Genomic DNA, 24733 nt, shown 5'->3' on the forward strand with positions numbered 1-24733 from the left:
TATGAAACGTGTACTTGCCTGGGCCTTGGGCCTATTCGTTGCCTTCTGTGTAATCGTGGTGGTAGTAGCCCGCAACCAGCCCGAGGGCCCCAGCCCCAGCGACCCGACGACCCCATCGACAGTCGTGACCGAAACGACTAGTGAAGTATCCAATGCGAGTGAAACGGCCGCTATTGTCATTGCTCAGAACAAAATCAAAGAGCGCCTGAAGTCCCCCGGCACGGCTGATTTTGAGATGTTCAACGGCGAGGCCAAAGACAAAGGCAACGGCAAATACATCGTCCGCGACCATGTAGATTCGCAGAATGAGTTGGGGGCTACAGTACGCACGGAGTACATCGTAGAGCTTCAGTACACTGGTGGCGATGTGATGGATGACAACAGCTGGCAGGTGACGAATCTGGTGATGAACTAGAATTGCCCAACCCCGCAAAGCAGAAGGCCACCCCGTTGGGGGTGGCCTTCTTTCGTTTCAGGCGGCTACGCGCTGCTGAGTGGGCGGGCGGCGGGCGGCTTCTCGGGCACGGCGGGTATCATACTCGCCCCACACGATGCGTTCGACAGTGCTAGGCTGCAGGTGATATTTCAGGCTCAACTGGTCGCAGATATACACGCGGGAGTATATTTTCTGCCGGGCCATATTTTCATAATCCGTTTTGATGGCATTCTCTTTAGCCTGTTGTTGTCGTCTATCTCGCATGTGCAGCACCGTTTAAGGGATTAAAACTATACCATTAAATAGCCCTATGCAAGCAATCAGGGCTATATGTCGAAGTTTTTTGTATTCTGCGCAGTTGGTGTAACTACCTGATGCTTATTGCCCAGTATAATTTTGCCGGGAACACCATCGGCTTTGGGGCGGCGCTTGTCGGCGACGGAGGTATCGACGACTTCACTCAGGTAGGTGAGGCGGTAGACGATGACATTGGTGCGGGCATTGAAGGGCGCGAAGCCGACGCGGTTGAGGTTGCCCACGGCGGGGTGCTCGTACGCCTGCAGCAGCTCATGCACGCGGGCGCACACCTCGAAGTAGTGCAGGGCTTCAGGCTGCTCGGGCGAGCCGATAGCCGTATCCTGAATGTTTTCGATGGCCACGTACACTTCCGTGAGCAAGCCGATGGTCTGCTCCAGCTGGCCACGGGTACTGATCTTGTCGGAGCCGAAGGCCAGGAACAGGGCGGGAAAGTCGATGGCTTCGGCCAGCTCCGGGAATTCGGTTTGCTCGGCCCACATATCGACCAGGTTGAATACGGGCCGGTCATGGTCGTCAAGCACATTTTCTTTTAGAAAAGTGCCCAAGTGCTGATAGGCTTGGGAAACGATGCGCATAGAGAAGCGGGGCTAAAGGGTCAGGAAGCCTGCCAGAGCTGATTGATATGGCGGAAGAAGAGGCGGCCCACGCGGTCCATGAGTTTGGCGCTGGCCCCCATGAAGCGGCGGCGGGGCATTTTGGTATTCAGTTGGCGGGTGTGGGCCTTCACCTGGAAGGAGCCGGTGGTGACCTTCACGAACTTGGCTTTGCGGGCTCCGGGCTTCGACACCTCATCTTCCTCGAAGCGGCGGCGCACGTATGCCCCCACGCTGGCCGTGCCCGAGATGGTGCCGCCGTCGTTGTGGATGCCGGCGTAGGGCACGTCCTGGTTGCCGGCCACAAGGCGCACGCTGCCGGGGCCGGCGTAGGCCACGCGCAGGGAGCGCCGCAGGCTGCCCTCCTTAATGAGCAGGGCGCGGCCCGACTGCCGGCCACCATCGCCCAGGCGGCGGCCTTTGTTCTCAGTGTCACCTTTGCGGGGCTTCCAGCGGATAAACACCTTATCGGTGAAGCCGCCGTTGTCGAAGTTCTCATCGAAGGTGCGCAGGGCTTCGCGGCCCACCAGGCGCGGGAGTACAGTTTGTTTGAAGTCGCGGAACCGGGCGGCGAATTCCTCGAAGGGAATCTTGGAGCCTTGAATGGACATCATTTTGTGGGCTTTGCGTATATTTGTAGCGTAAGCCGGTTTCCTGGTGGAAGTCTGGTGGCTCGCAAGAGTCTTACCTAAGCGGCTTACTAAGCGGGCAGTCCCTACGTGGGGGCTGCCCGCTTACTTTTTGTGGATAAGCAAGCCCTTGCGGCGGCTATCGGGCTCGTAGACCTTGTACCAGCTCTTAATCACCTGGGGCTGTTCCTTGGAAAACTCTATGGCGGCGAGCAGCACCCCATCGGAGTGAAACTTGAGGTAGGTGTAGCTCAGGTCTGAGTCGCCGTTCTTTTTCACGAACTCGAAAAAGTACACCTCGTCGGGGTCAGAAATGATGTCCTCAATCTGGAAATAGATGCCTTGGCGGTTCTCGCTGGCGCGGGTGTACTTGTCCTGCAAGTGAAATTCCAGCTCTGATTTTTCCAGGAATAGTGGCTGGCCAGTGTAGTCGGTGTAGCGCTTCACGCCATTGGTAGCGGTGGCATCGAAGTCCTTCAGGGCATCGGATGCCTTCAGGCCAGTGGGCGTGTTCATCGGCGGCAGGGCTGACTTGCTGATCTTCGCCCAAGGCTGTTGGCCTTGGTCAGCATACTGCATCTTGCCCATCTGGTAGGCAATCTGTTCGGGGTCTTTCAGCCCATTCAGGTAGCTCTGCTTCTGGCTGAAGAGCATCTTCTTGTCCACGCGGTCCAATAGGAAACCGTCTCGTGTCAGGCGGGCCACCTCATCCGGGCCGATGAGCTGCTCGGCCTCTTCGTTGGTGATGACTTCGCCCGTGAAATCGTCCTCGAACACGTCCTGACAGCGGCAGCCGAAGCCCAAAGGCACCACGAACCGCCGCCATTCGGTGTCTTTAGGGTTGTCAATCCGCCATACCCGGTTGTGTAAAGCATTGTGAACGGGCCGGGTGTGGGTGTCCTGGGTGGCCTTGTGGCGCATGAACTTCGCCCCGCCGGCCACGGCCCGCAGCACGTTGGCCGTGGCATTGGCGGTAGCCTTGGCCGTATTGAACTGCGTCTGGAGCTGGCGCACGTTCAGGTTGGCCAGCAGCTTGCCGGCTTCCGTTTTGAAGGCGTTGAAATCCTTGGCATCCTTCACCAGCTGGTTCAGCTGCAGGGTCTGATACACGGTTTTATCGTAGCCGAACCGATGCACGTCGGCCGCGAAGTTAGCACGGGTCAGGTGGTCGGGGCTGCCGTACTCGTGGCTCAGGCCCTTGGCTGCCCAGCCTTCGCTCACGGCCCCCAGTAGCTTGGCGTGGTTGCGCTGGAAGTGGTCGTAGCTCCAGCCCCGGCTGCCCGCGTCGTCGTAAAACTTGCGCAGGTAGGCTTCCTCATCGTCGCTCATGCGGGGCGAGGCGTGAGCCGGCAGGGCGGCCTGCGCATCGGTCGCAAAGGGCGCGGGCTGGCAGCAGCCATCGGCGTGGGCGTGGTCCGCATTGCGTGGAGCCGGTAGCGCTGGCGGGATTACGCTACCGGCTGGGGCTTTTTTACGGCTTTCTCCAGCACTTCTTTCACCTCTTCGGGAGTCTTGCCTTTGATGTAGTCCAGCTTGATGTCGTACTTATCGGCAATGTATTGCGGGTCGAGGTTGTAGAACTGCAGCAGCACCTGGTCGATCTTGATCTGGTCCTGGGGCGACATTTCCATCGAGTCGTCGCGCACGTACTTGCAGCCCGCCAGCGGGTAGCCGATCCACACCAGGCGCGGCAGCAGCTGCTCATTCACGATGTACTCCAGAAAGGTGCGGTCGGCTTCGTGCTTCAGCTCGGCTACTTCCTGATGCACCACGCCCTGGCTCTTGCTGCCCGCGCCTTCGTCGGTGGTCAGGGTTTCGCCGCTGATGGCTTTGCTCATCTGCTTATCGCAGTACACGAGCAATTCCAGAAAGCACTTGTGCGGGTCGCTCTTGGCTGACTCCAGCAGCTTGATTTCCTCATTCGGGTGGAAGATGCCCCAGCCCGCGCTGCCCATGTTTTGCAGAATCTGGGCTAGCTTCTGCTCCCGCTTGGCATCCGGGCTCTTCATCGTCACCCACCGGAACGGAATAGCCAGCTTGTCGTTGAACTCCGACCAGCTGCCCATCGCATAGCGCTTGGCCAGCGCCACGGGGGTTATCTTATAGAGTAAGCCCAGATCAGTGGGCTCGCCGGCTTCGAGGTAGTAGTTGCGCACGGCAGGGTCGCGGAAGCTGGGGCCTTCCTGGTCGAAGACGTTCCGCACCCACTGGCCCTTTTCGGGCCGCACGTGGGGGCGCGACACCAGCGGCACGCTCAGCAGCGGATAATACTGAAGAGAGCGGCCATTGACTTTGATGGTCTTGGGCGTGGGGGCCTGGTCGGCCAGCTCCAGCAGGCTGTGGCCGTAGGCGATGCTCTCGATGACGTGGCGAATGAAGTTGCGGAACCACATCGTCTGGAGCAGCGCAGCCAGCTCGGGCTGCTCCGTGCCGTCCGGCCCCATGATCTTGAACTTGTCGGCCTGCAGCTTCTCTACCCGCTTATCGAGCAGGGTGGTCAGCTGCAGGTCGAGCATGATGTTGTCGTACACCCGGTACAGGTCGCGGCGGTTTTGCACGAAGGGGTTGCGGGCCAGGTTCACGGCATTCTGCCATTCCTGCAAGGACACGGCCCGTTGGGCAATGACTTCGGGCACGATGCCCTCGCTGGCCGAACCGCCCGATGGGGTGCCCGCCCGCAAGGCGTTTTCTACCTGCACCAGGTGCGTGGGCAGCCAGGAAAGCATGGTGCTGGCCGCACGGGAACGAAGATTGGAAAGGAAGCTCATAGAAAGGCGTTGGGAAGAAGGAAGGAACCGGATAGGCGCGGAAGCCGGCGCGGAACGTGACGGCCCTTTAGATGCCGTTTAGACGGTGTTTAGTAGTAGTGCTGGCGGGCCGCGTTGCTGCCCCAGCGAATGGTGTCGCTGCTGTCGGCTACTTTGATGGGCCGGGGCAGGTCAGGGGTCAGGCTGCCGTCGGCTACCATCGTGAGCCACTCCTTGGCCTGGTTGTAGAGGCTGGTGCGCAGGTCCGGAATCTTGCGCGGGCTGACGCGCTGGAAGAGCCGGAACAAGGTGATATCGACGCAGAACATCATCACCTTGGGGTCGCGGGGGTCACGGGGCCGCCAGTAGGTTTGGGCGGCCGGCGTGCCGGGCTCCACGTTCAGGCTGGCCCGCAGGGCTTCGTAGCACTGGCCCGCGTGCCAGGCGTAGTTGGTGAGGCGACCGGCCGCGTTGCGCTCATACTGGGGCGTGTAGCTCTGGCCGGGGCCGATTTCGTTTGGGCGCTCGTAGAAGGCAATGCCCGCGGGCACGGTTGCCGGCTCGCCTGGTATCGTGATGGATTGGGCCGGGCCATATTCGCTGCCGGCCGTCCACTCGCCGATGTTGGGGAATACGGCCGCCACGTCGAAGCGCTGCCCCAGGTAGTCCTTCATCCAGGACACGGCTGATGCTTCCGCGGAGCCGACCAGGCCCAGGTTGTCGCGCACCAGCTGGTACAGCATTTCCTCTTTGATGGCGCTGTCGAGGTCGTCGGAGGTGAGAAAAGAGTAGAGCATGGCAGGCTAGAAAACTTTGGAAGAAACGGTGCGAGCCCCCAGCGTGGGCTCAAAATCACCATATACCTGGCTGGATTCCAGCTTGGCGATGGCCGTCTGGAGCGCGTCGGGGAAGTCGTCGTGGCAGGAGTAGCCGGGCTCGATGCCTTTGATCTGCTGCAGGCCCCGCTGCACGTCGGGGTTGTGCTTCTCATCCTGATTCACGTAGAATTCGCGGCGCTGCATGGTCGGTAGCATTTGCAGGATGCGGCTGTACTTGTTGCCCTGGGGCCGGTCGTCGAAGATGATGGGCAGCCGCCAGCCGTATTCGGTGGCCACGTTCTGCATGGCCAGCTCTACGGCCTGGTTCCAGAACTGGCTTTCGGCATACCACTCCACCACCACGGTGCTGGGCAGGGCTTGCTGGTAGTCGTACATCCAGCACAGGGCCGCTTCCATCTTGCACTGCCGGCAGAATCCGGCAATCAGGTGCTTCTGCCCGCTGAGGGTGAGGCCCACGATGGCAATGGCGTTGGTGTCGGCCGTTTTGCTTTCGGAGTAGGCAATGTCCCACTGCCCCACGATGCGCTCGTAGCGGTTGCGGGGCTTGATTTCCGTCCAGGGCAAGTGCTCATCGGTGAAAAGCTTGCCCTCCGTCTTCGGGTCGTTCATATACTCCGTGTCGAAGGCGGCTGTGCCGATGCGGCGTAGCATCTGATCGTAGAACGCCTTCGTGTAGTAGCTCCAGCTGGGCTGGCCCTGCTCATCCAGCGCATTGACTTGGAACGTCTCGAATGCGTCGTTCTCTGCCAGGCAGCTGAGAATCGTGTAGGAGCCGATCAGGTTTTGAGCCATCTGGAAGCGGCCGCCCTCGGCACCCATTGCCGGGATGAGCGCCCGCAGTACCCAGCGCACCGACTTATCGACTTGCTTAGGGTTGTTTATTTCCTCATCATCGTCCACATCATCGAGCACGAGGTAGTTCGGGCGCTGAGGGCCGTTACGCTTACCACGAGGCGACTGGCCTTTGCCCAGGGCGAAGAACTTGCCCCCGCGCTTCGTGCGGAAGTTGCCCTTTGCCCAGTTGCCCTCATCCAGCATAGGGCCGAAGTCAGCCAGCAGCTGAGGGTTGCCCTCGAATTCCGCCTGCAGGTCAGACAGCAGCACTTTCGCGTCGAAGAGGCTCTTACCCACCAGAATCATACACATCGGCTCTTCGTGGAAGAGGTGCAGCCAGATGGGCTCTATTACATCGACGTGGGTGGACTTGGCAGAGCCGCGAAACCACTTGCGCAGCAGCGCAATATTCTTGTCGCGGCGCACCTTATTGGCGGCCTTGACATGGAAGGGTGCACAGTCTGATTTTGCCCAGTGCGGGAAGTACTGGTTGACCAGATAGTTATAGTCATTCTTGGCCCGCTTGATACGCTCTTCCTTCTCCTCAGCACGGTGCTGCACTTCAGGCCGGGCGCTGTCTTTGATGATAGCCAGCTGGTCCTGGTAGCGCTGAAGGGCTACCAGCTCTTCCTTTCGCGTGGGCTTGGTCTTAGCCATTGGTGCCGGCTTTGGAGTTTAGGAAGGCACTCTGGCAGTCGGCCAGCTGTCCACGAAACGTATGATCCTTGCCGCCCACGAAAAGCATGAATTCCTGGAGCACCTGAATGTAGGTGGTAAGGGAAGTGGACCCCTCCAGCTTCTCAATGGCCATCGTGATTTTCAGCAGCTCATCCCCATACCTGGTGGCGCTGCCGTCTCGCATGTCGGTCAGGATTTCTTCACTGCGCAGGCGAAGCATCTCCTTCATATTGACCACGGCCTGGGTGGTAGTAGACAAGCGCCCCGACCGGAGCACGTCCCACTTTCCGACTTCGGCCCAGGTGGAGAGAGTCTTTTCCGTGACCCCCACCATCCCGGCAATTTCCTTTTGTGTTTTGCCGCCTTGCAGAAATAGCTCTTTCGCTAGTTCCCGCTCCCTGCTTTTTAGGTTTCCCATTGCTTGGCTAATGGCGAAGCTGTGTTTGCTACCATTTAACTACCAGCAAAGGTGCATGATGCACGGGAGGGGAATTTATAATATTCCAATGATTGGTGTTTTTAACCACACGCATTGGTGTTAAAGACACCAATCATTGAAACCCAATTTTTTAGGCCCGATTTAGCCCGCCAGTTTTGTGGCCTATGGCAGGCATCAAGTCAATAATCGCTGGGTATAACGTCACCAATCAAGGGGGCGGGGTCGCTGAAATTTCCATCACGGGTAAGATCGACTGGTGGTCTAACAACTCAGTGGACTTTACGCAGCAGCTGGCTTTACTGCGGGCTTCGGGCGTGACGGAACTACGCGGCTACATCTGTACGCCGGGCGGGTCGCTCTACGATGCCAATGAAATCTACAACCAGCTTGTGGCCTTTCCCGGCCGCAAGACCTGTGTACTGGGCGCGTTGGTCGCCAGTGCCGGCACTACGATAGCCTGCGCGTTTACGGACGGCATCGAAATGGCGGCCAACGGTCAGTACATGATTCATGACCCCTGCGTGTACGTCGAGGGTGGGGAGCGGGAGTTGAAGGCCGCGCTCCAGATGTACTACAACATCCGCAAGGCCGCCATCGACATCTACGTGAAGCGCACCGGCCTTGAAGCGGATGAGGTGTCGGAGATGATGGCCGCCACCACCTGGATGAATGCGGAGACGGCCAAAGAGAAAGGCTTCGTCACGGGCACCACCGGGGCGGAAGACGCACTGCCGACCAACATGGCGCAAGCCTTCACCAGCTACAACTACAAAAACGTGCCAGCGGCCCTGAATCAGGTGGTAATGGCGCATAGTCTCACCATTCCAACCACAAGTTCGACCATGAACAAGAATACCATCATCGCCTCGATGGGCCTGAGTGCCAACGCCACCGACGCTGAAGTAGAAACCGCCATTGCTCAGATGAGCGCCGCCAAGATCAAGGCCGAAAACGACCTGAAGGAAGAGCGCGAAAAGGGCAAGAAGGAAAAGGCCGAAATGCTGGTGGACGCTGGCATCGCCGCCAAGAAGATTCCGGCCGGCCAGCGCGATGCCTTCGTGACCAACGCCGTGATGAACTACGACGCGGTGAAAGCCATGCTGGACATCATGCCGGGCGTGGCCCCCATCACCAACCAGCTTCAGCCTGACACCGACACCACCAAGGCCACCAACGCGGCTGGCAACAGCGCTGCCGACGACCGCTCGAACTGGACTATCACCGACTACATGGAGAAGGACGGTGCGGCCCTCGCTGTGATGGCAGAGAAGCAGCCTGAAAAGTACCAGGCCCTGGCCAAGACCTACCAGTACAAGCCCAAAAACTAGAAAACCCAACAGCCCCCTTTCGCAAGCCTTCACTCACCCTTTACCACTTTTTAAAACCACAATGGCTGTTGTAATGAGAGAACTCTTCCTGGCGATGCTGATCGGCAAGCTCAGGAACACCCCGACCTGGATGGGTCAGCTGAAGGACGAGTCGTCCTTCGTAGGTAACAACGTGATTCACCTCAACGCAATCGGGGCCGACCCGACGGTGTTGATTAACAACTCGGTGTACCCCATCGCTACGGCTCAGCGCGAAGACACGGACATTCCGCTGGCCCTGAACAAGTACGACACCACTAACACCCGCATCTCGCAGGATGAGCTGTACGCCATTCCCTACGACAAGCCCGGTTCCGTAATTGAGCAGCACAAGGGCGTGCTCGATGAGCAGATGGGTGCCCACGGCCTCTACACCATCGCGCCCCAGGCCGCCACGGCCGCCATGCCGATTCTGGTGACCACGGGTGCCAACGATGGCACGGGCCGTCTGCGCATGACCCCCGAAGACCTGATCCGCCTGTCGAATGCCTTCGACAACGCGAAAATCCCGAAGCAGGGCCGCATCCTGGTGCTGAGCAACGAGCACGTCATGGACCTGCAGATTTCCACGCTGGGCTCCTACATCGCGGCCATGTTCCAGAACATCGGCACGGGTACTCTGGCTCCGACGCTGTATGGCTTCCAGCTGCATCAGGACCTGTATGCCCCGGTGTACAACCTGACTACCAAAACCCGCAAGGCGTTCGGCGCGGCCACCGCCGGCACCGACTCGACCGGCTCCGTAGCCTTCTATGCTCCCGACGCTTTCCGCGCTCTGGGTACGGCGCAGATGTTCTACCGCGCCGCCGACCTCGACCCCGAAACCCGCTCCAGCGTGGCCGGCTTCCAGGTGTACGGGGTGTGTGCCCCGTACACCCGCCGCTCGCAGGCGGCCATCATCAGCGGTAAGGTCTAAATGCCAACCGGCTCCAATTGGATCGGCCGATTGCTTACTGCTCAGGATGCGACGGATAGCACTGACAAGCAAGAAGCCGGTCCGGTTGGGGCCAACGGGCAATGACAACTATGCGGACTATCACGCACATCGTGCTGCACTGCACGGCCTGCCCGCAGTCGGCCACCGTGGCCAGCATTCTGAACTACTGGCGGCAGGAATTAGGCTGGAAAACGCCCGGCTATCACATCATCATTCCGCCCGACGGCTGCTCGCAGCGCCTGGTGCCCGATGAGCAGGTGAGCAACGGCGTGGCCGGCCACAATGCCCGCAGCCTCCACGTCAGCTACATCGGCGGCGTGGATGGCCAGGGCCGCCCCCTCGACAACCGCACGCCGGCCCAGCTGGCAGAGATGGAGCGCATCGTGCGGCGCTGGAAAGCCCAGCATCCAAACGCCCAGGTGGTGGGGCACCGGGATTTTCCCGGCGTTACCAAAGCCTGCCCCTGCTTCGATGCCCTCACCTGGTGGGCTTCCGTGACCAGAAAATAGGGATTTGTCCTCTTCCAAGAACTTATGAATCGACTCTTAACCAACGTGACCAAGGGCTGGCTGACCAGCCTGATCGGGGTCATCATCATTTGCGCGGCGCTGGCCAGCGTGTTTACCAAAAATATCAGCTGGGGCGATGCCGCCTTGGGGATGGCGGTCGGCGTGACCCTGCTGGGTATGCCGAACCCCACACTGCCCGGAACGGGTGTCGTAGGTGTCCTGGTGTTGCTGCTGGCGTTTGGGGGTTGCGCCACGCAGAAACGCTTTCTGGATAAATACGGCACCCAAGGGCCGGCCCCTACCATTGCCGTGACCGACTCGGTGCGCGTGCCGGTGGCGGTGAGCACGCCAGCTGACAGTCTTTCCACCAGCCTCGACATCGATAGCCTGGCCAGTGCCTGGAGCCGCGATACGGTACGGCTGGTTAGCGCCGGGGGCCGGGCGGAAGTGGCCTTCGTGAAATCGGCCGATGGCCGCCGCCTGGAAACGCGGGTGAAGGTGCCGCCTACCATCATCCATGATACCATCACGACGGTGGTGACGCTCTACGGCCAGTGCCCACCCAGCTACACGCTGTCCCCCACCTACGAGCCGCCCTTATATGTGCGCTGGTGGGAGTATTTCAAACTCTTTTCGGCCGTACTGGTGCTGCTCTTACTGGTCATTGTCGGAGCGCTCAGGCTACTCCGACCGCGCTAGAAACCCCGCCTTAACGGCTTCCAACTGTCACGCTTTTCCGCCTTACCGCATTGCCCGATATGAATCTTTCTTCCCTTTCTGAGCTGCAGGAGCAATCCAAAGAGACGTTTGCCGCCCATCCTGGCACGGCCAAGGTCTTCGCCACCGCCGACGGCAACATCTTCCTGAACGAAAACGCCGGGCGCAACCATGCCCGGCAGGAGAAGCTGGAGCTGCACACCATCGAGCGTGGTGAGGCCCAGCCCGCCGCCACCGAGCCCGCCAACGAGGTGCCGGCTCCGGTCGATACCGAAACCCCGGCCGACGAAACGCCCAGCGAGGCCAGCGAGGTGCCGGCCAAAAAGAAAACGACCAAAGCTGCCGGCAACTAGCCGGCAGCATTTCGTCCCCGCCTGACTTGCGGCCCCCGGCCGCCCGCTTTCTCTCCTTCTACCAGTTACTACGATGAACGAATTTCAAGGCCCCCTCATCAGCAAGCCGCGTGGCCGGCTTGGTCGCCGCAACCCTAGCGCAGATGGCACTATCGGCTTGGTAGCCGGCGGCGTGGCCGCCACCGGCCTGGCCCTGGGCGCTATCCTGAGGCTCATTCAGCCGGAAGACGCGGAGGCAGTGGGCATCAACGCGGCCTACGATGCCAACAACAACGTGCTGGTGTACCACCACATCCGGCGCATCTTCCACTACAACCCGGATGCCACGCTGTATCTGATGCTGGCCCCGCAGGCCGCTTCGCTCGCCACCATCTGCAACCCCACCGGCGACTATCTGCGCAAGCTGCTTCAGGACGATGCCACCAAGGGCGAAATCCGCAAAGCCGGCGTGGTGCTGAACCCGGTGGCCGCCCCGGCTGCCGGCGAGTATACCACAGGCCTGCTCTCGGATGTGCTTACCGCCATTCCCCAGGCCCAAGCGCTGGTGGTAGCGCTGGCCGCGTCGGCCATCTACATCGACAACATCATGCTCGGCGGCATCCTGAGCCCGACCGCCAGCGTGGCTACGCTGCCCAACCTGCGGGCTTCGGCCAGCGAGAACGTGAGCGTGTGCATCGCCGCCGATCCGGCGGTGCTGCTGGCCACCGGCCGGGCTTACTACGCGGAAGTGGGCAGCGCCCTGGGGATGCTCAGCATCCGCAAGGTGAGCGAGTGCCTGGGCTCCGTCGATATTGCCCGCAAGCCGGAAGCGGCCAAGGGCAAGGACACCTACCCGCTGACCAGCACCGCCACCGGCTACTTCCTCAGCGCCGCCCTGAGCAACGGCAAGCCGTTCGGGGCCTTGTTTGAGGCCGAAAAAGCCGCGCTGGGCACCAAGGGCTACATCTACGCCGGCCGTTTCCAGGGCCTCGACGGGGTGTACTTCAACGAAAGCCACACCTGCACGGAAGCCGCCAGCGACTACGCCTACATCGAAGACAACGGCGTGTGGAACAAGGCCACGCGCAACCTGCGGGAAGCACTGCTGCCGGTGCTGCGGGGCGAGGTGGACGTGGATGCCGCCACCGGCTTTCTGAGCGGGGGCCAGGTGGCCTACTACCAGGCCAAAGGGGCCAAGGCCGTGGGCACGATGGCCGCCGCCAAGGAAATCAGCGGGGAGCCCGTGGTGCGCATCGAGCCGAGCCAGAATGTAGTGGGCACGGGCACCGTGAAGATGTCGCTGGCCTACGTGCGGCGCGGCATTCTGCGCCAGCTGGAGGCGGAAGTAGGAGCCATCAACCCGGCCGCCGGCTAAGCCCGGCCGGCCTTTCTCCCATCGTTCATTCAGACTACAGCACCCGATGCCTAAGCCTAAAATCATCAACCTGTTCGGCACCCTCACGGGCTGGAACAACACCAACGTGAACCTCTTCGGCCGCGACCTGGAAGGCATCGAGGCCTTCAAGTACAGCGACAGCACTGAAATCGACGTGGCCTACGGCGCAGGTGGGATGCCCATCGGCAAGACCCGTGGCAACTACAAGGCCGAAGCCTCCATTTCGCTCTACGTCGAGGAGGTCATCGCCATCCAGAAGCAGCTGCCCAAGGGAATGCGCTTCCAGGACATCCCCGATTTCGACGTGCCGGTGACCTTCGAGCACCAGGGTAGCCTCTACACCGACGTGGTGCGCAACTGCTCCTTCAAAGACAACGGCAAGGAGAGCAAAAACGGCGAGGGCAAGATGGTGCGCGAATACACCCTGGTGCCCAGCCACATCGACTACAACGTGTAGCGCCGGCTGACCCTTCTCTTTCTCAAACCTCCCATTTAATACCGTCTAAACGGCATCTGAACAGTGATTAAGACCAACAAACCCCAGGAGTACACCCCCGAGCAGATCGAGGCCTTCGAGGCCCGGAGCGAAAACAAGAGCCGGGGTAAGGTGAGCTTGTTCCGCTTTCCTTCCGACGACAACCCCGATAAGCCTGCTCAATTCTGGTGCGCCAAGCCGAACCGCCAGCAAATCGCGGCCATCGCCGAAACCAGCGAAACGGACAGCGCGAAGGGCAACGACCTGTTCATCAACACCTGCGTGCTGGCCGGCGACCTCGACCAGCTGGAGCACGATGACGCGCTGTACTTCGGGCTGCTGAAGGAGATTTCGGGCCTGATCGAGAATAAAAAAAAGCTCTAAACAAGCTTCAGCAGGCGCTACGAATTGATGAAAGCGAAGGGGCGCAGGAGGACCGCAAGGTGGCCGCGCTGCTTCGCTTTCATTATAAGGTAGATCCTGATACGCTCAGCGACCGGGCCTATTATACGCTCTGGCACGACTACCTGTACGTGCGCAGCCAGGAGCGGGCACTGTTGCTGGGCGTGATGCGCCAGGTCATCAGTGAAGCTTTTCCCCCATCCTCTTAACTCTAGCCAATGTCAGCTGATAAGGAAGCCAGCTTCGTGATGCGCCTGGTCGATATGGTGACCGGGCCGACTAAGGGCATCATCGCCTCGACCACCGCCGCCACTACCAAGCTGAAGGAGATGGCCGGCACCTCGAATGGCATCGGCGGCAAGCTGGGAGGCATCTTCACTGGGCTGAAAGACAAGGCCAGCAAGTTCAAGAACGAGATTCGGAACGTGACCGACGAGGTGCCCGGCCTGTCTCGTGCCATCGAGCTGGTGACGAATCCTTACGTGGCCATTGCTGCGGCTGTCGTGGCCGTGGGGGTGGCGCTGGGTGCGGCCACGATGAAGGCGATGGACTTCGAGAAAGGCATGGCGCAAGTGAACACCACCGCGCAACTCTCCGACCGCGACGTGGGCGTGCTCACGGGGAAGCTGCTGGATATGGGCGCGAATTCGACTGTGGCCCTCGATCAAATTCCCGGCGCTTTCAACTCTGTTATCTCGGCCGTTGGTGATACCGACAAGGCGCTGGCTATTTTCCAGCCCTCCCTACGAGCTGCACAAGCCGGCTTCACCGACATCAAAACCGTGACGGAGGCCGCCACCAACGTGCTGGGGGCGGTGAAGAACTCGACCCCCACCGAAGCCTTCGACGTGATGTTTGCCACCATGCGGCTGGGCAAGGCGGAGTTCAAGGACATTGCCAGCTACTTGCCCCGCATTATTCCGCTGGCCAACAACGTCGGTATCAGCTTCCAGGAAATTTCGGCGGCCTTCGCCCTGATGACCACCAAGGGCCAGAGCGCGGAGCAGACGACCATGCTGCTGCAAAACGCCATGACGGCGCTGAGCAAGTCGGAAGTGATATACGGCACCAAGTCGCAGGCCGGCTTCATCCGGTCGGGCGTGGCCATCTTCGACCACGCGGGCAAAATGCGCAAGCTCACCGACATCGTGGACGACCTGGCCAAGCGCACGGCGGGCATGAACGATAAGCAGAAGCAAGCCTTCCTGAACGGGCTGGGGCTCGATGCGCAGGCATCGGCTTCGTTTTCGGTGCTGGCGCAGAACGCCGGCAAGCTGAAGGAGTTCGTAGGGGGCGTGACCAACAGCCAGGGCGAAATGAACAAGGCGTACAACCGCTCGATGAATTCATCGGACCGGCTCGTGATGCTCCAGAACAAGTTCAAGAAGGTCATGATTGAAATCGGCTATAAGCTGCTACCCGCAGTGAACTGGGCGATGGAGAAAGTGAACGGCGTGATGGAGTTTGTCAATAAGAATGCCGGGGCCATTTGGACTACCATCAAACTCATCGGGGCAGCCGTGGCCATCTACTTCCTGCCGGAAATCGTGGCCGTGGGCGCGGCGCTGACAGTAATCTACGTGGGTTTGCGGCTGCTGAAGGCTGCGGTAGTAGGCATTGCGACGCTTTTTGGGGCCATGTGGCGCAGCATTGGGGCTGACATCGACTGGGTATTCCAGAAGCTGGGGGGCGATGGGTCGCTGATGGAAAAGCTGTTTGGGGGCACCAGCGAGATATGGGAAGGCATTAAGACCTTCTTCAGCAACTTCATGAGCTTCTTCGGGGTGCTACTCGATGTGATGGATGATATGGCAGATGGCAACTTCAAAAAAGCCATGAACCGCTATACCGAGTGGGAAGCCAAACTGAAAGGCCATAAGCTGGGCGAGGGTGTGCTGGCCCCCGGCCCGGCCTGGGGCGAGATGGGCCTGAATGGGCCTTTCTGGAATCCGAACGCGCCGAAAGGTGGGGAGGAAGCAGGTAAGACCAAGACCAAAACGCCCTCTGGTGACTTAGCCAAGCAGAATAAGGGCACCGACATCCAAGGCGACAACAGCAAGGCCCGCATCGTGAATACCCGCATCGATAAGATCGAGGTGATTGTGAAGGTGGCCAACGCGGCGGGCCGGTCGATGCAGGAAATCGGCAATCAGGTGGCTTCCATCATCGTCGGGTCGGTGCGCGACTCCGAAATTGTTCTAAGCAACGGCAATGGCTGAAATCACCTACCGCATCGATAGCCTCTACCGCACGGCTTTCCCGGACCTGGCCTCGAAGGCGCTGACCAAGCTCGATGGCGTGCGCGACCTAGCGCTGAGCAAGGCAGAGGCCGCCCTGGGCATGGGCTTCCAGGTGCCCACGGAGCAGCAACGCACTTCGCCCGCGCTGGACTTCGCCGGCATCGGGAGTGCCGTCATCATCCAGGGCGACGAAACCAGCTACCTGGGTACGCCCATCTTCCAGCCCATCCGCTTCCTGGCCGGTAATTATCAGCTGCTGGGCACCGGGGCGCGGCAGGGGCAGGTGGTGCTGGCCGACTACGATGAGTGGCGGCTGCCGGCCACGGCCACGGCCGAATTCCGTCGGGCGAAGATTCTGACCAAGAGCAGCCCCAACGCGGCCTTCGGCTCTGCCAAGGAGCTATGGGCCTTCGAGGACTGGGACATCACCATTCGCGGCATCATCCTGCACGAGAAGCCTAACGTGTTTCCCGCCGGTGAGCTGCGGGAGATGCTGCGCTGGGAACAGCTGGTGGATAGCATCGCCGTGGGCGGGCAGATGTTCGAGCTGCTGGGCATCAAGCGCCTGGTAGTGGAAAGCCTGAACATCGGCAAGGTGGCCGGAATGCCCAACGTGGTGCCCTTTCAAATGCAGTGCTGCTCCGATGAGCCGCTGGAAGTATCCATCCTGACTAATCAATCCTAACGTGCCGACTACAACGGAAGAGGCCATCGACCAGGGCATCAGCAAATACATGGTCAAGTATCAGGGACTCATCATTGCTGTGCTGCTCAGCGTCATCGGCTTCTTCCTGGTGCGTGTGCTCAGCACGGTAGAAGGTATCGCCGCCGACAATGTGCGCTTCAGCACCTACGTCATCACGAACGACCGCCGCATGAACGGGCTGGAAGAGCGGGTGTCGAAGGTGGAAGATGACCAGGCCAAAAGTGCCAAGGCCAACACGGAGCTGGAGAAGAAACAGGCCAACGACTGGGCCGAATTCTGGAAGGACTACGGCTTTCTCTTTACGGCCACGGGCCGCACCCGCTATGCAAAACCTCATTAAGCGCTTCCTGCTCATGGTCTTGGTTCTCGTGGCGCATGTTCTGTTTCCGGAAGCTGCCCGCCCCACCGGCAAGCCCCGGCCGGCCTTCGCCGTGCGCAAGGTGGTATCGGTGAAGGTGGAAGACTCCTGGCGCAACCTGACGGGCACGGCCACGGTGCAACTGCCCGGCCGCTGGCTGTTCAAGGAGCGCGACCTGGCCATTAAGGAATGGCTGCGGCGCGGCGACCCCATCGAAATCTGGCTGGGCTACAACCGGCAGCTGGAGCGCGAGTTCACGGGCTACGTGACGGACGTGAAGCCCGGCATCCCGGTCACCATCAGCTGCGAGGATGAGATGTACCGGCTGAAGCGCCACCCGGTGAAGTTCAGCTCGGGCGGGGTGCGGCTACCGGCCCTGCTCCGGGCCATCTGCCCGGCCGGCACCCGCATCGACGCTCTGGATACGGACCTGGGGCACTTCAAAGCCAGCAACGTAACGGTGGCCAAGGTGCTGGAGAAGCTGAAGGAGCAATACGGCTTCGTGAGCTACTTCCGCGACGGCGTGCTGTATTGCGGCAAAGTGTACCGCCAGGGCACGGCTGCCCCGAAAACCAACTTCAGCTTCCAGCGCACGGGCCTCACGGCCGTGCTCGATGACCGGCTGGAGTACCGCACCAACGACGACCTGCATGTAATCGTGAAGGCCACCAGCCACCAGCTGCACGGCCGCAACCTGGTGGTGAGTGTCGGCGACACCACGGCACTGGATGCGGAAGAGCGCACGCTGAACTATTTCAATCTGAAATCGGAAGCCGACCTGCGGGCTACCGCTACCCGCGACGTGCAGAAGTTGAAGGTGGAGGGCTACAAAGGCAGCTTCACCACCTACGGCCTGCCCTCGGTGCGGCACGGGGAGCTGGTCGCGCTCCGCTCCAATGAATATCCGGAGCGCGACGGCGACTTCTTCATCGACGCTACTTCCAAAACCTTCGAGGCGGGTGGCTACCGCCAGGAAATCACGCTGGGCTCGGCCTCTACGCTCTATGGACTACAAAGCTGAAATTCGTGCTGCCCTGCGCGACATGGTGCGCGACATGCTGACCGACCAATCGGTGCAGGCCACGGTCAAAAGCGTGGACAAGGCGGCGGGCACCCTCGTGGCCACGGGCGTGAAGGAAGGGGTTGACTACTTCGACGTGCGCCTGACGGCCGTGCTGGCCGATCAGGTCGGGGCCGGTGTTCTGGCCTACCCGGTGGTCGGCAGCCAGGTATCGGTCACCATCCTGGACGGCATCGACACGATGGCCTTCGTCAGCCAATACAGCGACATCGAGGAATTTGTGGTGAAGACGGCCGGGGGGGTGACGCTGGCGCTGAAGCAAAACGGCGAGCTGCACTTGAACGGCGAACAGTTCGAGGGGCTGGTGAAAGCGCCGGAACTGCAGAAGCAGCTGGAGAAGACCAACGCAGTAGTGGCGGCCATCCAGCGTGTGCTTACTGCCAGCCCCGGCTGGATGCCCGTGCAGGTAGATGGCATCGGGTTGAAGGCGGCCATGAACGTCGCGCTGGCCGGCAAGATGGTCGGCACCTTTTCAAATCTTCAAAACCCCAACGTGAAGCATGGCTAAGGATATTTTACTCGATGAGGAAGATGACCTGCTCATCGTCAACGGCGACCTGGTTATCGGCGATTCGGAAGAGCAGGAAGTGGGGCTCATCCTGCGCACCAACCAAGGCGACTGGCGGCAAAGCCCGCTCACGGGGTTCGGCGTAGCCCGCCGCACCCGCACCGAAATCAGCCGCACGCAGTTCGAGCGCGACCTGAGCACGCAGCTGCTCATGGATGGCTTCGATGACTGCGACGTGACACTGACGGAAGAGGGGCAGCTGTCTATCAAAGCCAAGCGACATGGATAGCAGCACGGTAGTAACCGAAGGCCAGACGCTGCTGGACATCGCGCTTCGCGAATACGGCGACGTGGCGGCGGTCTTCCGCCTGGCGGAAGACAACGGGCTGGCCATCACCGACGCGCTGCAGCCGGGCCAGGTGCTGGGGCTGAGCCTCACGCGCATAGCCCGGCCAGAGCTGGTGCAATACTTCGCCCAGCGCCAGCAGATGATCAATACAGGCAGCCTGCCCCCGACCGGCCCTGAGCCCACCACCGGCCTGATTGACCACGACGACAACGACCACGATCCAACAGATTTCCACTAAATGGGCATTCTCGCAAACGCGCTTCGGCAGTTTATCACCGACAACATCATTTCTGGCCGCAAGAACACGGCGGCCAACTACCGCACTGTGTTTGGCAACGCGGCCGATGCCATTGCCATCCTCGAAGGCCGGGCCAGGGGCTCCAAAATCCTGCACGGCTACGGCCCGCCGGACGTGGAAACCGGCGAAAACGACGACGCTTACTTCGACCTGGCCAGCAAGACGCTGGAGTTGAAGGTGGACGGCGAGTGGACGCTGATGCTCTCCTTGCTGGGCTCGCAGGGCAAAAGCGCCTACGAATCGTGGAAGAGCGCCGGCAACACGGGCTCGGAGGCCGACTTCGTGCGCAGCCTGCGGGGCCAGAGCGGCAGCAGCGCCTACGAGCTGTGGCGGGCGGCCGGTAACCAGGGCAGCGTAGCCGACTACTTGCTCAGTCTGAAGGGCCAGAACGGCACCAGCGCCTACCAGCAGTGGAAGGATGCCGGCAATGAGGGCTCCACGAAGGATTTTCTGGCCACGATGGAGGGCCAGAATGGCAAGGACGGCAATACGATGCGGTGGGAGTCCTACGTGCCCGAAAACGAGCCGGGCCAGGACGGGGATGCCTGGTTCCATACCATCAGCGCCACCAAAATCGCCATCTACCGCTACCGGGCCGGCGAGGAAGTGACTTCGGGGGGCATCGTGAGCAATAGCAGCCCCTGGCAGCTGCGCTTCACTTCGCCCGATGCCGGAGTGAGCAGCGGCGGGCCGGTGCCGGCGGCCGGCGTGAGCAGCTTCAACAGCCGCTCGGGCGTAGTGCTGCTGGAGGCGGAGGACCTGCTGGCCCATTTAGAGGCGGGGGCCAACGTCACCATCACCAAAAACCTAAGCAGCGGGAAGCTGACGGTTGCCTGCACGGCTGCTGGTGGCAATGGCGCTGGCACGGGCGATATGACCAAGGCGCAGTACGACCCCAACAACGATGGCAAGTTCGGGGCCGATATCATTGCCCAGGATGCTACGCATCGGTTTGTTACCGATAGCCAGATGCAGGGATGGGACACGAAAATAGATGCCGCCGGGCTGGAAGTAGTCCGCACCACGCTGGCCAGCAGTACGGAGAAATCCGGCAACTATTCCCTGGGCCTGAGTGATGCGGGCAACGTGGTGCCGGTGAATTCGGCCACGGCCGTGTCGGTGGTTGTGCCCCTGAATAGCAGCGTGCCCTTCCCCCTGGGCACGCTGATTACGATTCTGCAAACCGGAAACGCCCAGGTAACTATTGCCCCGGCCAATGGCACAGTGCTGATCCGGCAGGCGGATAACCAGTACAAAACAGCCAAGAAGTACGCCAGCGTCACCCTGTTTAAGATCGGGATGAATGAGTGGGTATTGAACGGCTACACCTTCGTGTAAGATGGCAGTACATCACCACTATCGGCGCAACCAGGAGGCCCCGCGGGCTACTGCCCCCCAGCCCCTGATCCGCTTCAATCTGGCCGGGCCGGGCCAGAGCACCATCACCAAAACTGGCCAGGCCGTCACGGGCATGGTTACGGCGCAGGGCCAGAGCTTCCTGGGCGAGTATGACGTAACCACGGTGCTGGCTCCCGAGTTGGGCAACGTGCCCGTGCTGCGGTGCGGCTACGGGGCTTCGCTCTTCCAGCCCGCTGGCGAGTACCTGCCCGACACGCTCTACGGGGACCATGCCCGTCACGTGATTTGCTACGCCAAGGTGCCGCTGGGCTTCAACCGGGAAGTGCTGGGCTGGGGTGATACCGGCACGCGCCAGGCATTTGATCTGGTATCGCTGCTGGCGGATGCGGCCAGCAGCAACTACGGCATCGGCATTCACCAGATTGCCAATGACGGCATTAAGCCCCAAGTGCCCCCACGGGCCACGGAGCGCTACGTCAAATACCATATCAAGTACCTGCCCCAAAGCAGCGGCACCCAGCCCCAGACCGGAATCCTGTCCACGCTCGATGGCCTGAACAGTGACAGCATTCCACTCAACCTGACAACTGGTGGTGGCCTAGAAAACCCCAATCGAAAAGGGCTGCGCATTGGCCTGGGTGTCAATACGGGCGGCCTGGGCGGGGCGGCCCCCATCTACATCGCGCATGTAGAAATCCATGACCGCATCCTGACTGCTGCGGAAGAACTCCTCCACGACAATGAATGGGACCCCGTTTATGGATACGCCAACTAATCTGATGCCGGATGCGTCGACGCCCGCGCCGGCCCTTGCCTCGGCGGCGGGCTGGTGGCAGATAGCGGGCCACGTCCACGCGCATTATTTCATGGCTCCGCACCCGGATGCCCTGTGTGGTGCCACTTCATTTCTGGCCATTGCCACGCACGGGGCCTACGTGCTAACGGTCGCTCACGTCCGTCCCTGCCCGGCTTGCCAAGCCCTTGTTCCTTCTTTCCAAAATTAGCCCTCTTCTAGTGGCCCGCTCCATCCCAGAAATTTCCCAGTCCATCCGCGCCGCCCTGGCCGCCCAGCCCGTGCTGGCGGGCCTGAACTCGCCCTCCGCCACGGCCATCTACAAGCTGCTGGCCGATGTCTTCGCCACCGCCGCCTGGGCGATAGAAAACCTGTTTGACCGGCTCACCGCCAGCGTGGATGCCAAGCTGGCTCAGGCCCGGCCCGGTACGCCGAAGTGGTACGCCAACCAGCTGAAGAAATTCCAGCTCGGTGACTTGCTCCGAGACGATGAGACGGGGATCCACTACGCACCTGGTTCGACCGGCCAGCGGCTGATCAGCCAGGCCACGGCCAAAGAAAACGAACTGGCCGGCAAGCTCTACCTGAAGGTAGCGGCCACCGATGCCGCCGCGCCCGGCGGGCTACGCTCGCTCACGGAGGCGGAGATGGTGCAGGCCCGCGCCTACCTGAAGGCCATCCAGTTTCCGGGGATGCGCATTGAAATGAGCAGCCTGGGCGCGGATCTGCTGCGGGTGGAGGGGGTAATCTACTACGATGCCCTGCTGGACCTACCCACGCTGAAGGCGGCCGTGCGGGCCGCCATGCGCGGCTACCTGGCTACGCTGGATTTCGACGGCCAGGTGTACGTGGCCCGGCTGGAGGATGCCATTCAGGCGGTGCCCGGCGTGACGGACCTGGCCCTGACGCGGGTAGCGGCCCGCAGCGGCCAGCTGGCGGCCACGGTGTTCACCCGCGTGTACGAGACGGCCGCCGGCTATATCACGGAAGATACGGCCCCCGGCGCGGGCTTTCTGGACACGCTAACCTTCATTCCGAATGGCACAGTCTAACCAACCCCAGCCGCTGTTCCGACTGCCGCCGGTGGGCTACCAGCTGCAGCTGCCCGTGCTGGTGCGGAACCTGCTGCCCACCCTGCTGCGCCGGCCCCGGCTGCTGGCCCTGCTGGCGGCGCTGACCACACCCCTGGAAGAAGTGTACCGCGCCTTTATCGTCTATTTCTTCCGCGTGCAGACGGAGCTGAGCTACTCGGGCCAGACGCTCTCGTTTGAGCGGGCGCTGAACGACCGGTTTGATGCGGCCTTCCGCCGCATCCGGATTGTGAACTCCGACGCGCAGACCGAGCCGCTGTACCTGTATTTCAGCGCCGAAAGCCGCCCGCCGGTGTATTTTACCTTCGAGCGCGAGGGGCCGCCTTGGCGCTACGCCTACACGGCGCAGGAGCTGGCCAGCCAGGTAGGCTTCGTGGTGCGGGTGCCCGCCACGCTACGCCCCCAGCAGCCTGCGCTCCGCGCCCGCATCGGCCAGTTCAAGCTGGCCACCATCCGCTACCGCATTCAGTACGTGTAACCTCAACCAACCATGAAAAACCTAATTTTTGAAACCGGTGGCCGCCCGTTCGTGCTCGACGACCTGGCCACGCTGCAGGAAGAATTCCAATATGCCCTGTATGCGCCCCTGCTGGCGCTGCCACCCTGCGTGGTGTCTGGCTGCGAGGTGGGCGCGGCCGGCGCCGGCGTATATGATGTGGGCCCCGGCCTGGTGTGGCTGAACGGGGCGCTGCACCGCTTCGCCGGGGCCAGCGCCGTGGCGCTGCCGGGTGAACTGTACGTGGGGCCGCTCGTCGTTGAAAACGGCCCCTACCAGACCGGCGGCCAGAAGCCCGTACGGTCGGAGGCTCTGGCGCTGCTGCGGGCTGCTGGCAACGTGCCGGGCCAGAAGGTGCTGGTGACCGAGCACGGCGTGCTGAGAGCGGAGAAAGCGCGGGAAGCGGGTCAGCGGATGTTGGGGGACACGAAATGGCTCACGAAGCTGGCGGCCGGGTATTTCCTGAACGGCCGGGGCCTGTATGGCACGGTAGCCTATGGGTGGGCGCTGGCCGATGGGCAGCACACGACAGAGCAGTTGGGCGGTGTATGGCCGGTCGGCTACAAAGCTGGCCATGCTGATTATGGCGTATTGGGCAAGCAAATAGGACTGGAAAAAGTGGCGCTGACGGTAGAAGAGGGGCCGGCCCACGGGCACGACATGGATCAGGCCGGCTCACACAGTCACAGCGTTAGCGTATACCAAGCTGTTACAGGACAGGGTGATAATGGTTCTACTCGCACAACTATAAACACCGGACTGCGGGATACTTTCACCACGTCTAATACTGGTGCTCACACTCACGGAATTCGATCATCAGGCGAAGGACTTCCCCACGAGAACCGCCCGCCGTCCAAGGCAATGGTGGTGCTGGAGTGGATTGGGTTTTAGCGGCTACTTCCTTCATAAATAAGGGTGAATAGCGCAAATGGTTAGCTTTGCCATTCACCCTTATTTCTTTTTATGAGAAAAGCCCTACTCGCCCTGGCCCTAATGACTAGCAGCATCGCCAGCGCCCAAATCACACTGGAGCGTAAGTATCCTATCCTAGTTGAGCCGTTCAAGCTGGCTAATGGCGACCTGAAGTACATCGGAGCCGTTGAAGCCACTCATCAAGTGAATATCTATAATGCGAACCATTCCCTGCTACGTCAAGTGGCAGTACCGGTAGCGGCTGGCCAGAGGGTAAGCTACGTAGAGTACGCCAGCGACCGGTTGTTTAATACCAACAACACGCTAGAATTTATAGTATATCTCAATACCACTTCCGTCAATACCACCCGCGTAATGGATGAAACTGGGGCAGTCCTGCTTAGTGTAGACTCCTGCTCTTACGTGTCAGTGCACAACACCGCTGTTGGCACCAAGATGATTGCTTATCCGCAGCTCGCGCAAGGCGACCTGTATAGTAAAGTATACTCCTTAGCCGGCACCTACACACCGCTACGCACCGCCAACAAAGCGGATGATCTCATCGCCGGCCCGTATCCCAACCCCACAACCCAATCCATACGCCTGCCTTACACGGTGAAGCCCGGCGAGGTGGCCACGCTGCAGGTGCTGGACATGAGCGGCCGGGTGGTGAAGTCCTACCAGGTGGATGCGGCCTTTGACCATCTGCTGCTCAATGCCCACGAGCTGCGCGGCGGGGCGTACGTGTACCGGGTCACTTCAGCCGCTGGTACAGGTCCGGGTAAGAAGTTCATCGTTCGGCATTGATTGCACTATTCCAAAACAAAGGAGCCCGGTCACATGGCCGGGCTCCTTTGTTTTATAGGCATTTAACACCCATTGAACGGGTGCTCA

Annotated in this window: 31 protein-coding genes; 23 read left to right on the forward strand and 8 right to left on the reverse strand. The window is 60.9% G+C overall.

Going from position 1 to position 24733, the window contains the following annotated elements; translation table 11 throughout:
* The first annotated feature begins 1 nt into the window (after window position 1).
* On the forward strand, window positions 2–415 hold the full coding sequence (locus BUB62_RS17180; RefSeq protein ID WP_073112260.1) for a hypothetical protein: 414 nt from the start codon (window positions 2–4) through the stop codon (window positions 413–415).
* Between the two features lie 57 nt (window positions 416–472).
* On the opposite strand, the gene BUB62_RS19190 is transcribed toward BUB62_RS17180, so the two are convergent.
* From BUB62_RS19190 to BUB62_RS17215, 8 genes are all read right to left on the reverse strand, one after another.
* Window positions 473–700 carry a hypothetical protein gene (locus BUB62_RS19190; RefSeq protein ID WP_143164252.1) on the reverse strand — a complete coding sequence of 76 codons (228 nt, stop codon included), beginning with the start codon at window positions 698–700 and terminating at the stop codon, window positions 473–475.
* A 62-nt stretch (window positions 701–762) separates the two neighbouring features.
* Complete coding sequence (locus BUB62_RS17185) at window positions 763–1329, reverse strand: hypothetical protein (protein WP_073112262.1); 567 nt, start codon at window positions 1327–1329, stop codon at window positions 763–765.
* Window positions 1330–1349: 20 nt separating this feature from the next.
* Window positions 1350–1961, reverse strand: coding sequence for a phage virion morphogenesis protein (locus BUB62_RS17190; protein WP_143164253.1), 612 nt, complete (start codon window positions 1959–1961; stop codon window positions 1350–1352).
* Between the two features lie 120 nt (window positions 1962–2081).
* Window positions 2082–3305, reverse strand: a complete 1224-nt coding sequence (locus BUB62_RS17195; RefSeq protein WP_073112266.1) for a PBECR2 nuclease fold domain-containing protein — start codon at window positions 3303–3305, stop codon at window positions 2082–2084.
* Window positions 3306–3424: 119 nt separating this feature from the next.
* On the reverse strand, window positions 3425–4744 hold the full coding sequence (locus BUB62_RS17200; RefSeq protein WP_084539168.1) for a phage portal protein family protein: 1320 nt from the start codon (window positions 4742–4744) through the stop codon (window positions 3425–3427).
* Between the two features lie 89 nt (window positions 4745–4833).
* Window positions 4834–5520 (reverse strand): phage protein Gp36 family protein, encoded by a 687-nt coding sequence (locus BUB62_RS17205; RefSeq protein ID WP_073112270.1) that lies wholly within the window; start codon window positions 5518–5520, stop codon window positions 4834–4836.
* Between the two features lie 6 nt (window positions 5521–5526).
* Window positions 5527–7053, reverse strand: coding sequence for a hypothetical protein (locus BUB62_RS17210; RefSeq protein WP_073112272.1), 1527 nt, complete (start codon window positions 7051–7053; stop codon window positions 5527–5529).
* A complete protein-coding gene (locus BUB62_RS17215; RefSeq protein WP_073112274.1) occupies window positions 7046–7492 on the reverse strand; it encodes a terminase gpP N-terminus-related DNA-binding protein in 447 nt (148 codons plus the stop codon). The genes BUB62_RS17210 and BUB62_RS17215 overlap by 8 nt, the downstream gene beginning before the upstream one ends.
* Before the next feature lie 185 nt (window positions 7493–7677).
* Between BUB62_RS17215 and BUB62_RS17220 the strand changes: the two genes are divergently transcribed.
* The 22 genes from BUB62_RS17220 to BUB62_RS17320 all read left to right on the forward strand — a co-directional run bounded on the left by BUB62_RS17220 (window position 7678) and on the right by BUB62_RS17320 (window position 24646).
* On the forward strand, window positions 7678–8841 hold the full coding sequence (locus tag BUB62_RS17220; RefSeq protein WP_073112276.1) for a Clp protease ClpP: 1164 nt from the start codon (window positions 7678–7680) through the stop codon (window positions 8839–8841).
* Between the two features lie 73 nt (window positions 8842–8914).
* Window positions 8915–9796, forward strand: coding sequence for a hypothetical protein (locus tag BUB62_RS17225; RefSeq protein WP_143164254.1), 882 nt, complete (start codon window positions 8915–8917; stop codon window positions 9794–9796).
* Between the two features lie 110 nt (window positions 9797–9906).
* On the forward strand, window positions 9907–10326 hold the full coding sequence (locus tag BUB62_RS17230) for an N-acetylmuramoyl-L-alanine amidase (protein ID WP_073112280.1): 420 nt from the start codon (window positions 9907–9909) through the stop codon (window positions 10324–10326).
* Between the two features lie 24 nt (window positions 10327–10350).
* The gene (locus tag BUB62_RS17235; protein ID WP_143164255.1) at window positions 10351–11025 is read left to right on the forward strand and encodes a hypothetical protein; all 675 of its coding nucleotides are present in this window, start codon (window positions 10351–10353) and stop codon (window positions 11023–11025) included.
* A gap of 59 nt (window positions 11026–11084) precedes the next feature.
* A complete protein-coding gene (locus BUB62_RS17240; protein WP_073112284.1) occupies window positions 11085–11396 on the forward strand; it encodes a hypothetical protein in 312 nt (103 codons plus the stop codon).
* A 73-nt stretch (window positions 11397–11469) separates the two neighbouring features.
* Window positions 11470–12750: a DUF2586 family protein gene (locus BUB62_RS17245; RefSeq protein ID WP_073112286.1), complete on the forward strand. Its 1281-nt coding sequence runs from the start codon at window positions 11470–11472 to the stop codon at window positions 12748–12750.
* 46 nt (window positions 12751–12796) lie between these two features.
* Window positions 12797–13228, forward strand: a complete 432-nt coding sequence (locus BUB62_RS17250; protein WP_073112288.1) for a hypothetical protein — start codon at window positions 12797–12799, stop codon at window positions 13226–13228.
* A gap of 63 nt (window positions 13229–13291) precedes the next feature.
* A complete protein-coding gene (locus BUB62_RS17255) occupies window positions 13292–13630 on the forward strand; it encodes a hypothetical protein (RefSeq protein WP_073112290.1) in 339 nt (112 codons plus the stop codon).
* 59 nt (window positions 13631–13689) lie between these two features.
* A complete protein-coding gene (locus BUB62_RS19195; protein WP_143164256.1) occupies window positions 13690–13857 on the forward strand; it encodes a sarcosine oxidase subunit delta in 168 nt (55 codons plus the stop codon).
* A 9-nt stretch (window positions 13858–13866) separates the two neighbouring features.
* Complete coding sequence (locus BUB62_RS17260) at window positions 13867–15867, forward strand: phage tail tape measure protein (protein WP_073112292.1); 2001 nt, start codon at window positions 13867–13869, stop codon at window positions 15865–15867.
* Window positions 15860–16573: a DUF6046 domain-containing protein gene (locus BUB62_RS17265; protein ID WP_073112294.1), complete on the forward strand. Its 714-nt coding sequence runs from the start codon at window positions 15860–15862 to the stop codon at window positions 16571–16573. Before BUB62_RS17260 ends, BUB62_RS17265 begins: the two co-directional genes overlap by 8 nt.
* Before the next feature lies 1 nt (window position 16574).
* Complete coding sequence (locus BUB62_RS17270) at window positions 16575–16934, forward strand: hypothetical protein (RefSeq protein ID WP_073112296.1); 360 nt, start codon at window positions 16575–16577, stop codon at window positions 16932–16934.
* Window positions 16918–17973 carry a hypothetical protein gene (locus tag BUB62_RS17275; protein WP_073112298.1) on the forward strand — a complete coding sequence of 352 codons (1056 nt, stop codon included), beginning with the start codon at window positions 16918–16920 and terminating at the stop codon, window positions 17971–17973. Before BUB62_RS17270 ends, BUB62_RS17275 begins: the two co-directional genes overlap by 17 nt.
* Window positions 17957–18541 carry a hypothetical protein gene (locus BUB62_RS17280; protein WP_073112300.1) on the forward strand — a complete coding sequence of 195 codons (585 nt, stop codon included), beginning with the start codon at window positions 17957–17959 and terminating at the stop codon, window positions 18539–18541. The genes BUB62_RS17275 and BUB62_RS17280 overlap by 17 nt, the downstream gene beginning before the upstream one ends.
* Window positions 18534–18830, forward strand: coding sequence for a hypothetical protein (locus tag BUB62_RS17285; RefSeq protein ID WP_073112302.1), 297 nt, complete (start codon window positions 18534–18536; stop codon window positions 18828–18830). The genes BUB62_RS17280 and BUB62_RS17285 overlap by 8 nt, the downstream gene beginning before the upstream one ends.
* The gene (locus tag BUB62_RS17290; protein ID WP_073112304.1) at window positions 18823–19128 is read left to right on the forward strand and encodes a LysM peptidoglycan-binding domain-containing protein; all 306 of its coding nucleotides are present in this window, start codon (window positions 18823–18825) and stop codon (window positions 19126–19128) included. Before BUB62_RS17285 ends, BUB62_RS17290 begins: the two co-directional genes overlap by 8 nt.
* Window positions 19129–20526: a hypothetical protein gene (locus tag BUB62_RS17295; protein WP_073112306.1), complete on the forward strand. Its 1398-nt coding sequence runs from the start codon at window positions 19129–19131 to the stop codon at window positions 20524–20526.
* A 1-nt stretch (window position 20527) separates the two neighbouring features.
* On the forward strand, window positions 20528–21322 hold the full coding sequence (locus tag BUB62_RS17300; RefSeq protein WP_073112308.1) for a hypothetical protein: 795 nt from the start codon (window positions 20528–20530) through the stop codon (window positions 21320–21322).
* Window positions 21323–21561: 239 nt separating this feature from the next.
* The gene (locus BUB62_RS17305) at window positions 21562–22392 is read left to right on the forward strand and encodes a hypothetical protein (protein ID WP_073112310.1); all 831 of its coding nucleotides are present in this window, start codon (window positions 21562–21564) and stop codon (window positions 22390–22392) included.
* Window positions 22379–22909: a hypothetical protein gene (locus tag BUB62_RS17310; RefSeq protein WP_073112312.1), complete on the forward strand. Its 531-nt coding sequence runs from the start codon at window positions 22379–22381 to the stop codon at window positions 22907–22909. The genes BUB62_RS17305 and BUB62_RS17310 overlap by 14 nt, the downstream gene beginning before the upstream one ends.
* Window positions 22910–22921: 12 nt before the next feature.
* Window positions 22922–23818, forward strand: a complete 897-nt coding sequence (locus BUB62_RS17315) for a hypothetical protein (protein ID WP_073112314.1) — start codon at window positions 22922–22924, stop codon at window positions 23816–23818.
* Between the two features lie 72 nt (window positions 23819–23890).
* Window positions 23891–24646: a T9SS type A sorting domain-containing protein gene (locus tag BUB62_RS17320; RefSeq protein WP_073112316.1), complete on the forward strand. Its 756-nt coding sequence runs from the start codon at window positions 23891–23893 to the stop codon at window positions 24644–24646.
* The last annotated feature ends 87 nt before the right edge of the window (window positions 24647–24733 follow it).

Source organism: Hymenobacter daecheongensis DSM 21074 (genome assembly GCF_900141805.1).
Taxonomy (GTDB): Bacteria; Bacteroidota; Bacteroidia; order Cytophagales; family Hymenobacteraceae; genus Hymenobacter; species Hymenobacter daecheongensis.

Coding starts and splice junctions, on each gene's coding strand:
- BUB62_RS17180 (WP_073112260.1), top strand. CDS start 2: ATGAAACGTGTACTTGCCTGGGCCTTGGGCCTATTCGTTGCCTTCTGT.
- BUB62_RS19190 (WP_143164252.1), bottom strand. CDS start 700: ATGCGAGATAGACGACAACAACAGGCTAAAGAGAATGCCATCAAAACG.
- BUB62_RS17185 (WP_073112262.1), bottom strand. CDS start 1,329: ATGCGCATCGTTTCCCAAGCCTATCAGCACTTGGGCACTTTTCTAAAA.
- BUB62_RS17190 (WP_143164253.1), bottom strand. CDS start 1,961: ATGATGTCCATTCAAGGCTCCAAGATTCCCTTCGAGGAATTCGCCGCC.
- BUB62_RS17195 (WP_073112266.1), bottom strand. CDS start 3,305: ATGAGCGACGATGAGGAAGCCTACCTGCGCAAGTTTTACGACGACGCG.
- BUB62_RS17200 (WP_084539168.1), bottom strand. CDS start 4,744: ATGAGCTTCCTTTCCAATCTTCGTTCCCGTGCGGCCAGCACCATGCTT.
- BUB62_RS17205 (WP_073112270.1), bottom strand. CDS start 5,520: ATGCTCTACTCTTTTCTCACCTCCGACGACCTCGACAGCGCCATCAAA.
- BUB62_RS17210 (WP_073112272.1), bottom strand. CDS start 7,053: ATGGCTAAGACCAAGCCCACGCGAAAGGAAGAGCTGGTAGCCCTTCAG.
- BUB62_RS17215 (WP_073112274.1), bottom strand. CDS start 7,492: ATGGGAAACCTAAAAAGCAGGGAGCGGGAACTAGCGAAAGAGCTATTT.
- BUB62_RS17220 (WP_073112276.1), top strand. CDS start 7,678: ATGGCAGGCATCAAGTCAATAATCGCTGGGTATAACGTCACCAATCAA.
- BUB62_RS17225 (WP_143164254.1), top strand. CDS start 8,915: ATGAGAGAACTCTTCCTGGCGATGCTGATCGGCAAGCTCAGGAACACC.
- BUB62_RS17230 (WP_073112280.1), top strand. CDS start 9,907: ATGCGGACTATCACGCACATCGTGCTGCACTGCACGGCCTGCCCGCAG.
- BUB62_RS17235 (WP_143164255.1), top strand. CDS start 10,351: ATGAATCGACTCTTAACCAACGTGACCAAGGGCTGGCTGACCAGCCTG.
- BUB62_RS17240 (WP_073112284.1), top strand. CDS start 11,085: ATGAATCTTTCTTCCCTTTCTGAGCTGCAGGAGCAATCCAAAGAGACG.
- BUB62_RS17245 (WP_073112286.1), top strand. CDS start 11,470: ATGAACGAATTTCAAGGCCCCCTCATCAGCAAGCCGCGTGGCCGGCTT.
- BUB62_RS17250 (WP_073112288.1), top strand. CDS start 12,797: ATGCCTAAGCCTAAAATCATCAACCTGTTCGGCACCCTCACGGGCTGG.
- BUB62_RS17260 (WP_073112292.1), top strand. CDS start 13,867: ATGTCAGCTGATAAGGAAGCCAGCTTCGTGATGCGCCTGGTCGATATG.
- BUB62_RS17265 (WP_073112294.1), top strand. CDS start 15,860: ATGGCTGAAATCACCTACCGCATCGATAGCCTCTACCGCACGGCTTTC.
- BUB62_RS17275 (WP_073112298.1), top strand. CDS start 16,918: ATGCAAAACCTCATTAAGCGCTTCCTGCTCATGGTCTTGGTTCTCGTG.
- BUB62_RS17280 (WP_073112300.1), top strand. CDS start 17,957: ATGGACTACAAAGCTGAAATTCGTGCTGCCCTGCGCGACATGGTGCGC.
- BUB62_RS17285 (WP_073112302.1), top strand. CDS start 18,534: ATGGCTAAGGATATTTTACTCGATGAGGAAGATGACCTGCTCATCGTC.
- BUB62_RS17290 (WP_073112304.1), top strand. CDS start 18,823: ATGGATAGCAGCACGGTAGTAACCGAAGGCCAGACGCTGCTGGACATC.
- BUB62_RS17295 (WP_073112306.1), top strand. CDS start 19,129: ATGGGCATTCTCGCAAACGCGCTTCGGCAGTTTATCACCGACAACATC.
- BUB62_RS17300 (WP_073112308.1), top strand. CDS start 20,528: ATGGCAGTACATCACCACTATCGGCGCAACCAGGAGGCCCCGCGGGCT.
- BUB62_RS17310 (WP_073112312.1), top strand. CDS start 22,379: ATGGCACAGTCTAACCAACCCCAGCCGCTGTTCCGACTGCCGCCGGTG.
- BUB62_RS17315 (WP_073112314.1), top strand. CDS start 22,922: ATGAAAAACCTAATTTTTGAAACCGGTGGCCGCCCGTTCGTGCTCGAC.
- BUB62_RS17320 (WP_073112316.1), top strand. CDS start 23,891: ATGAGAAAAGCCCTACTCGCCCTGGCCCTAATGACTAGCAGCATCGCC.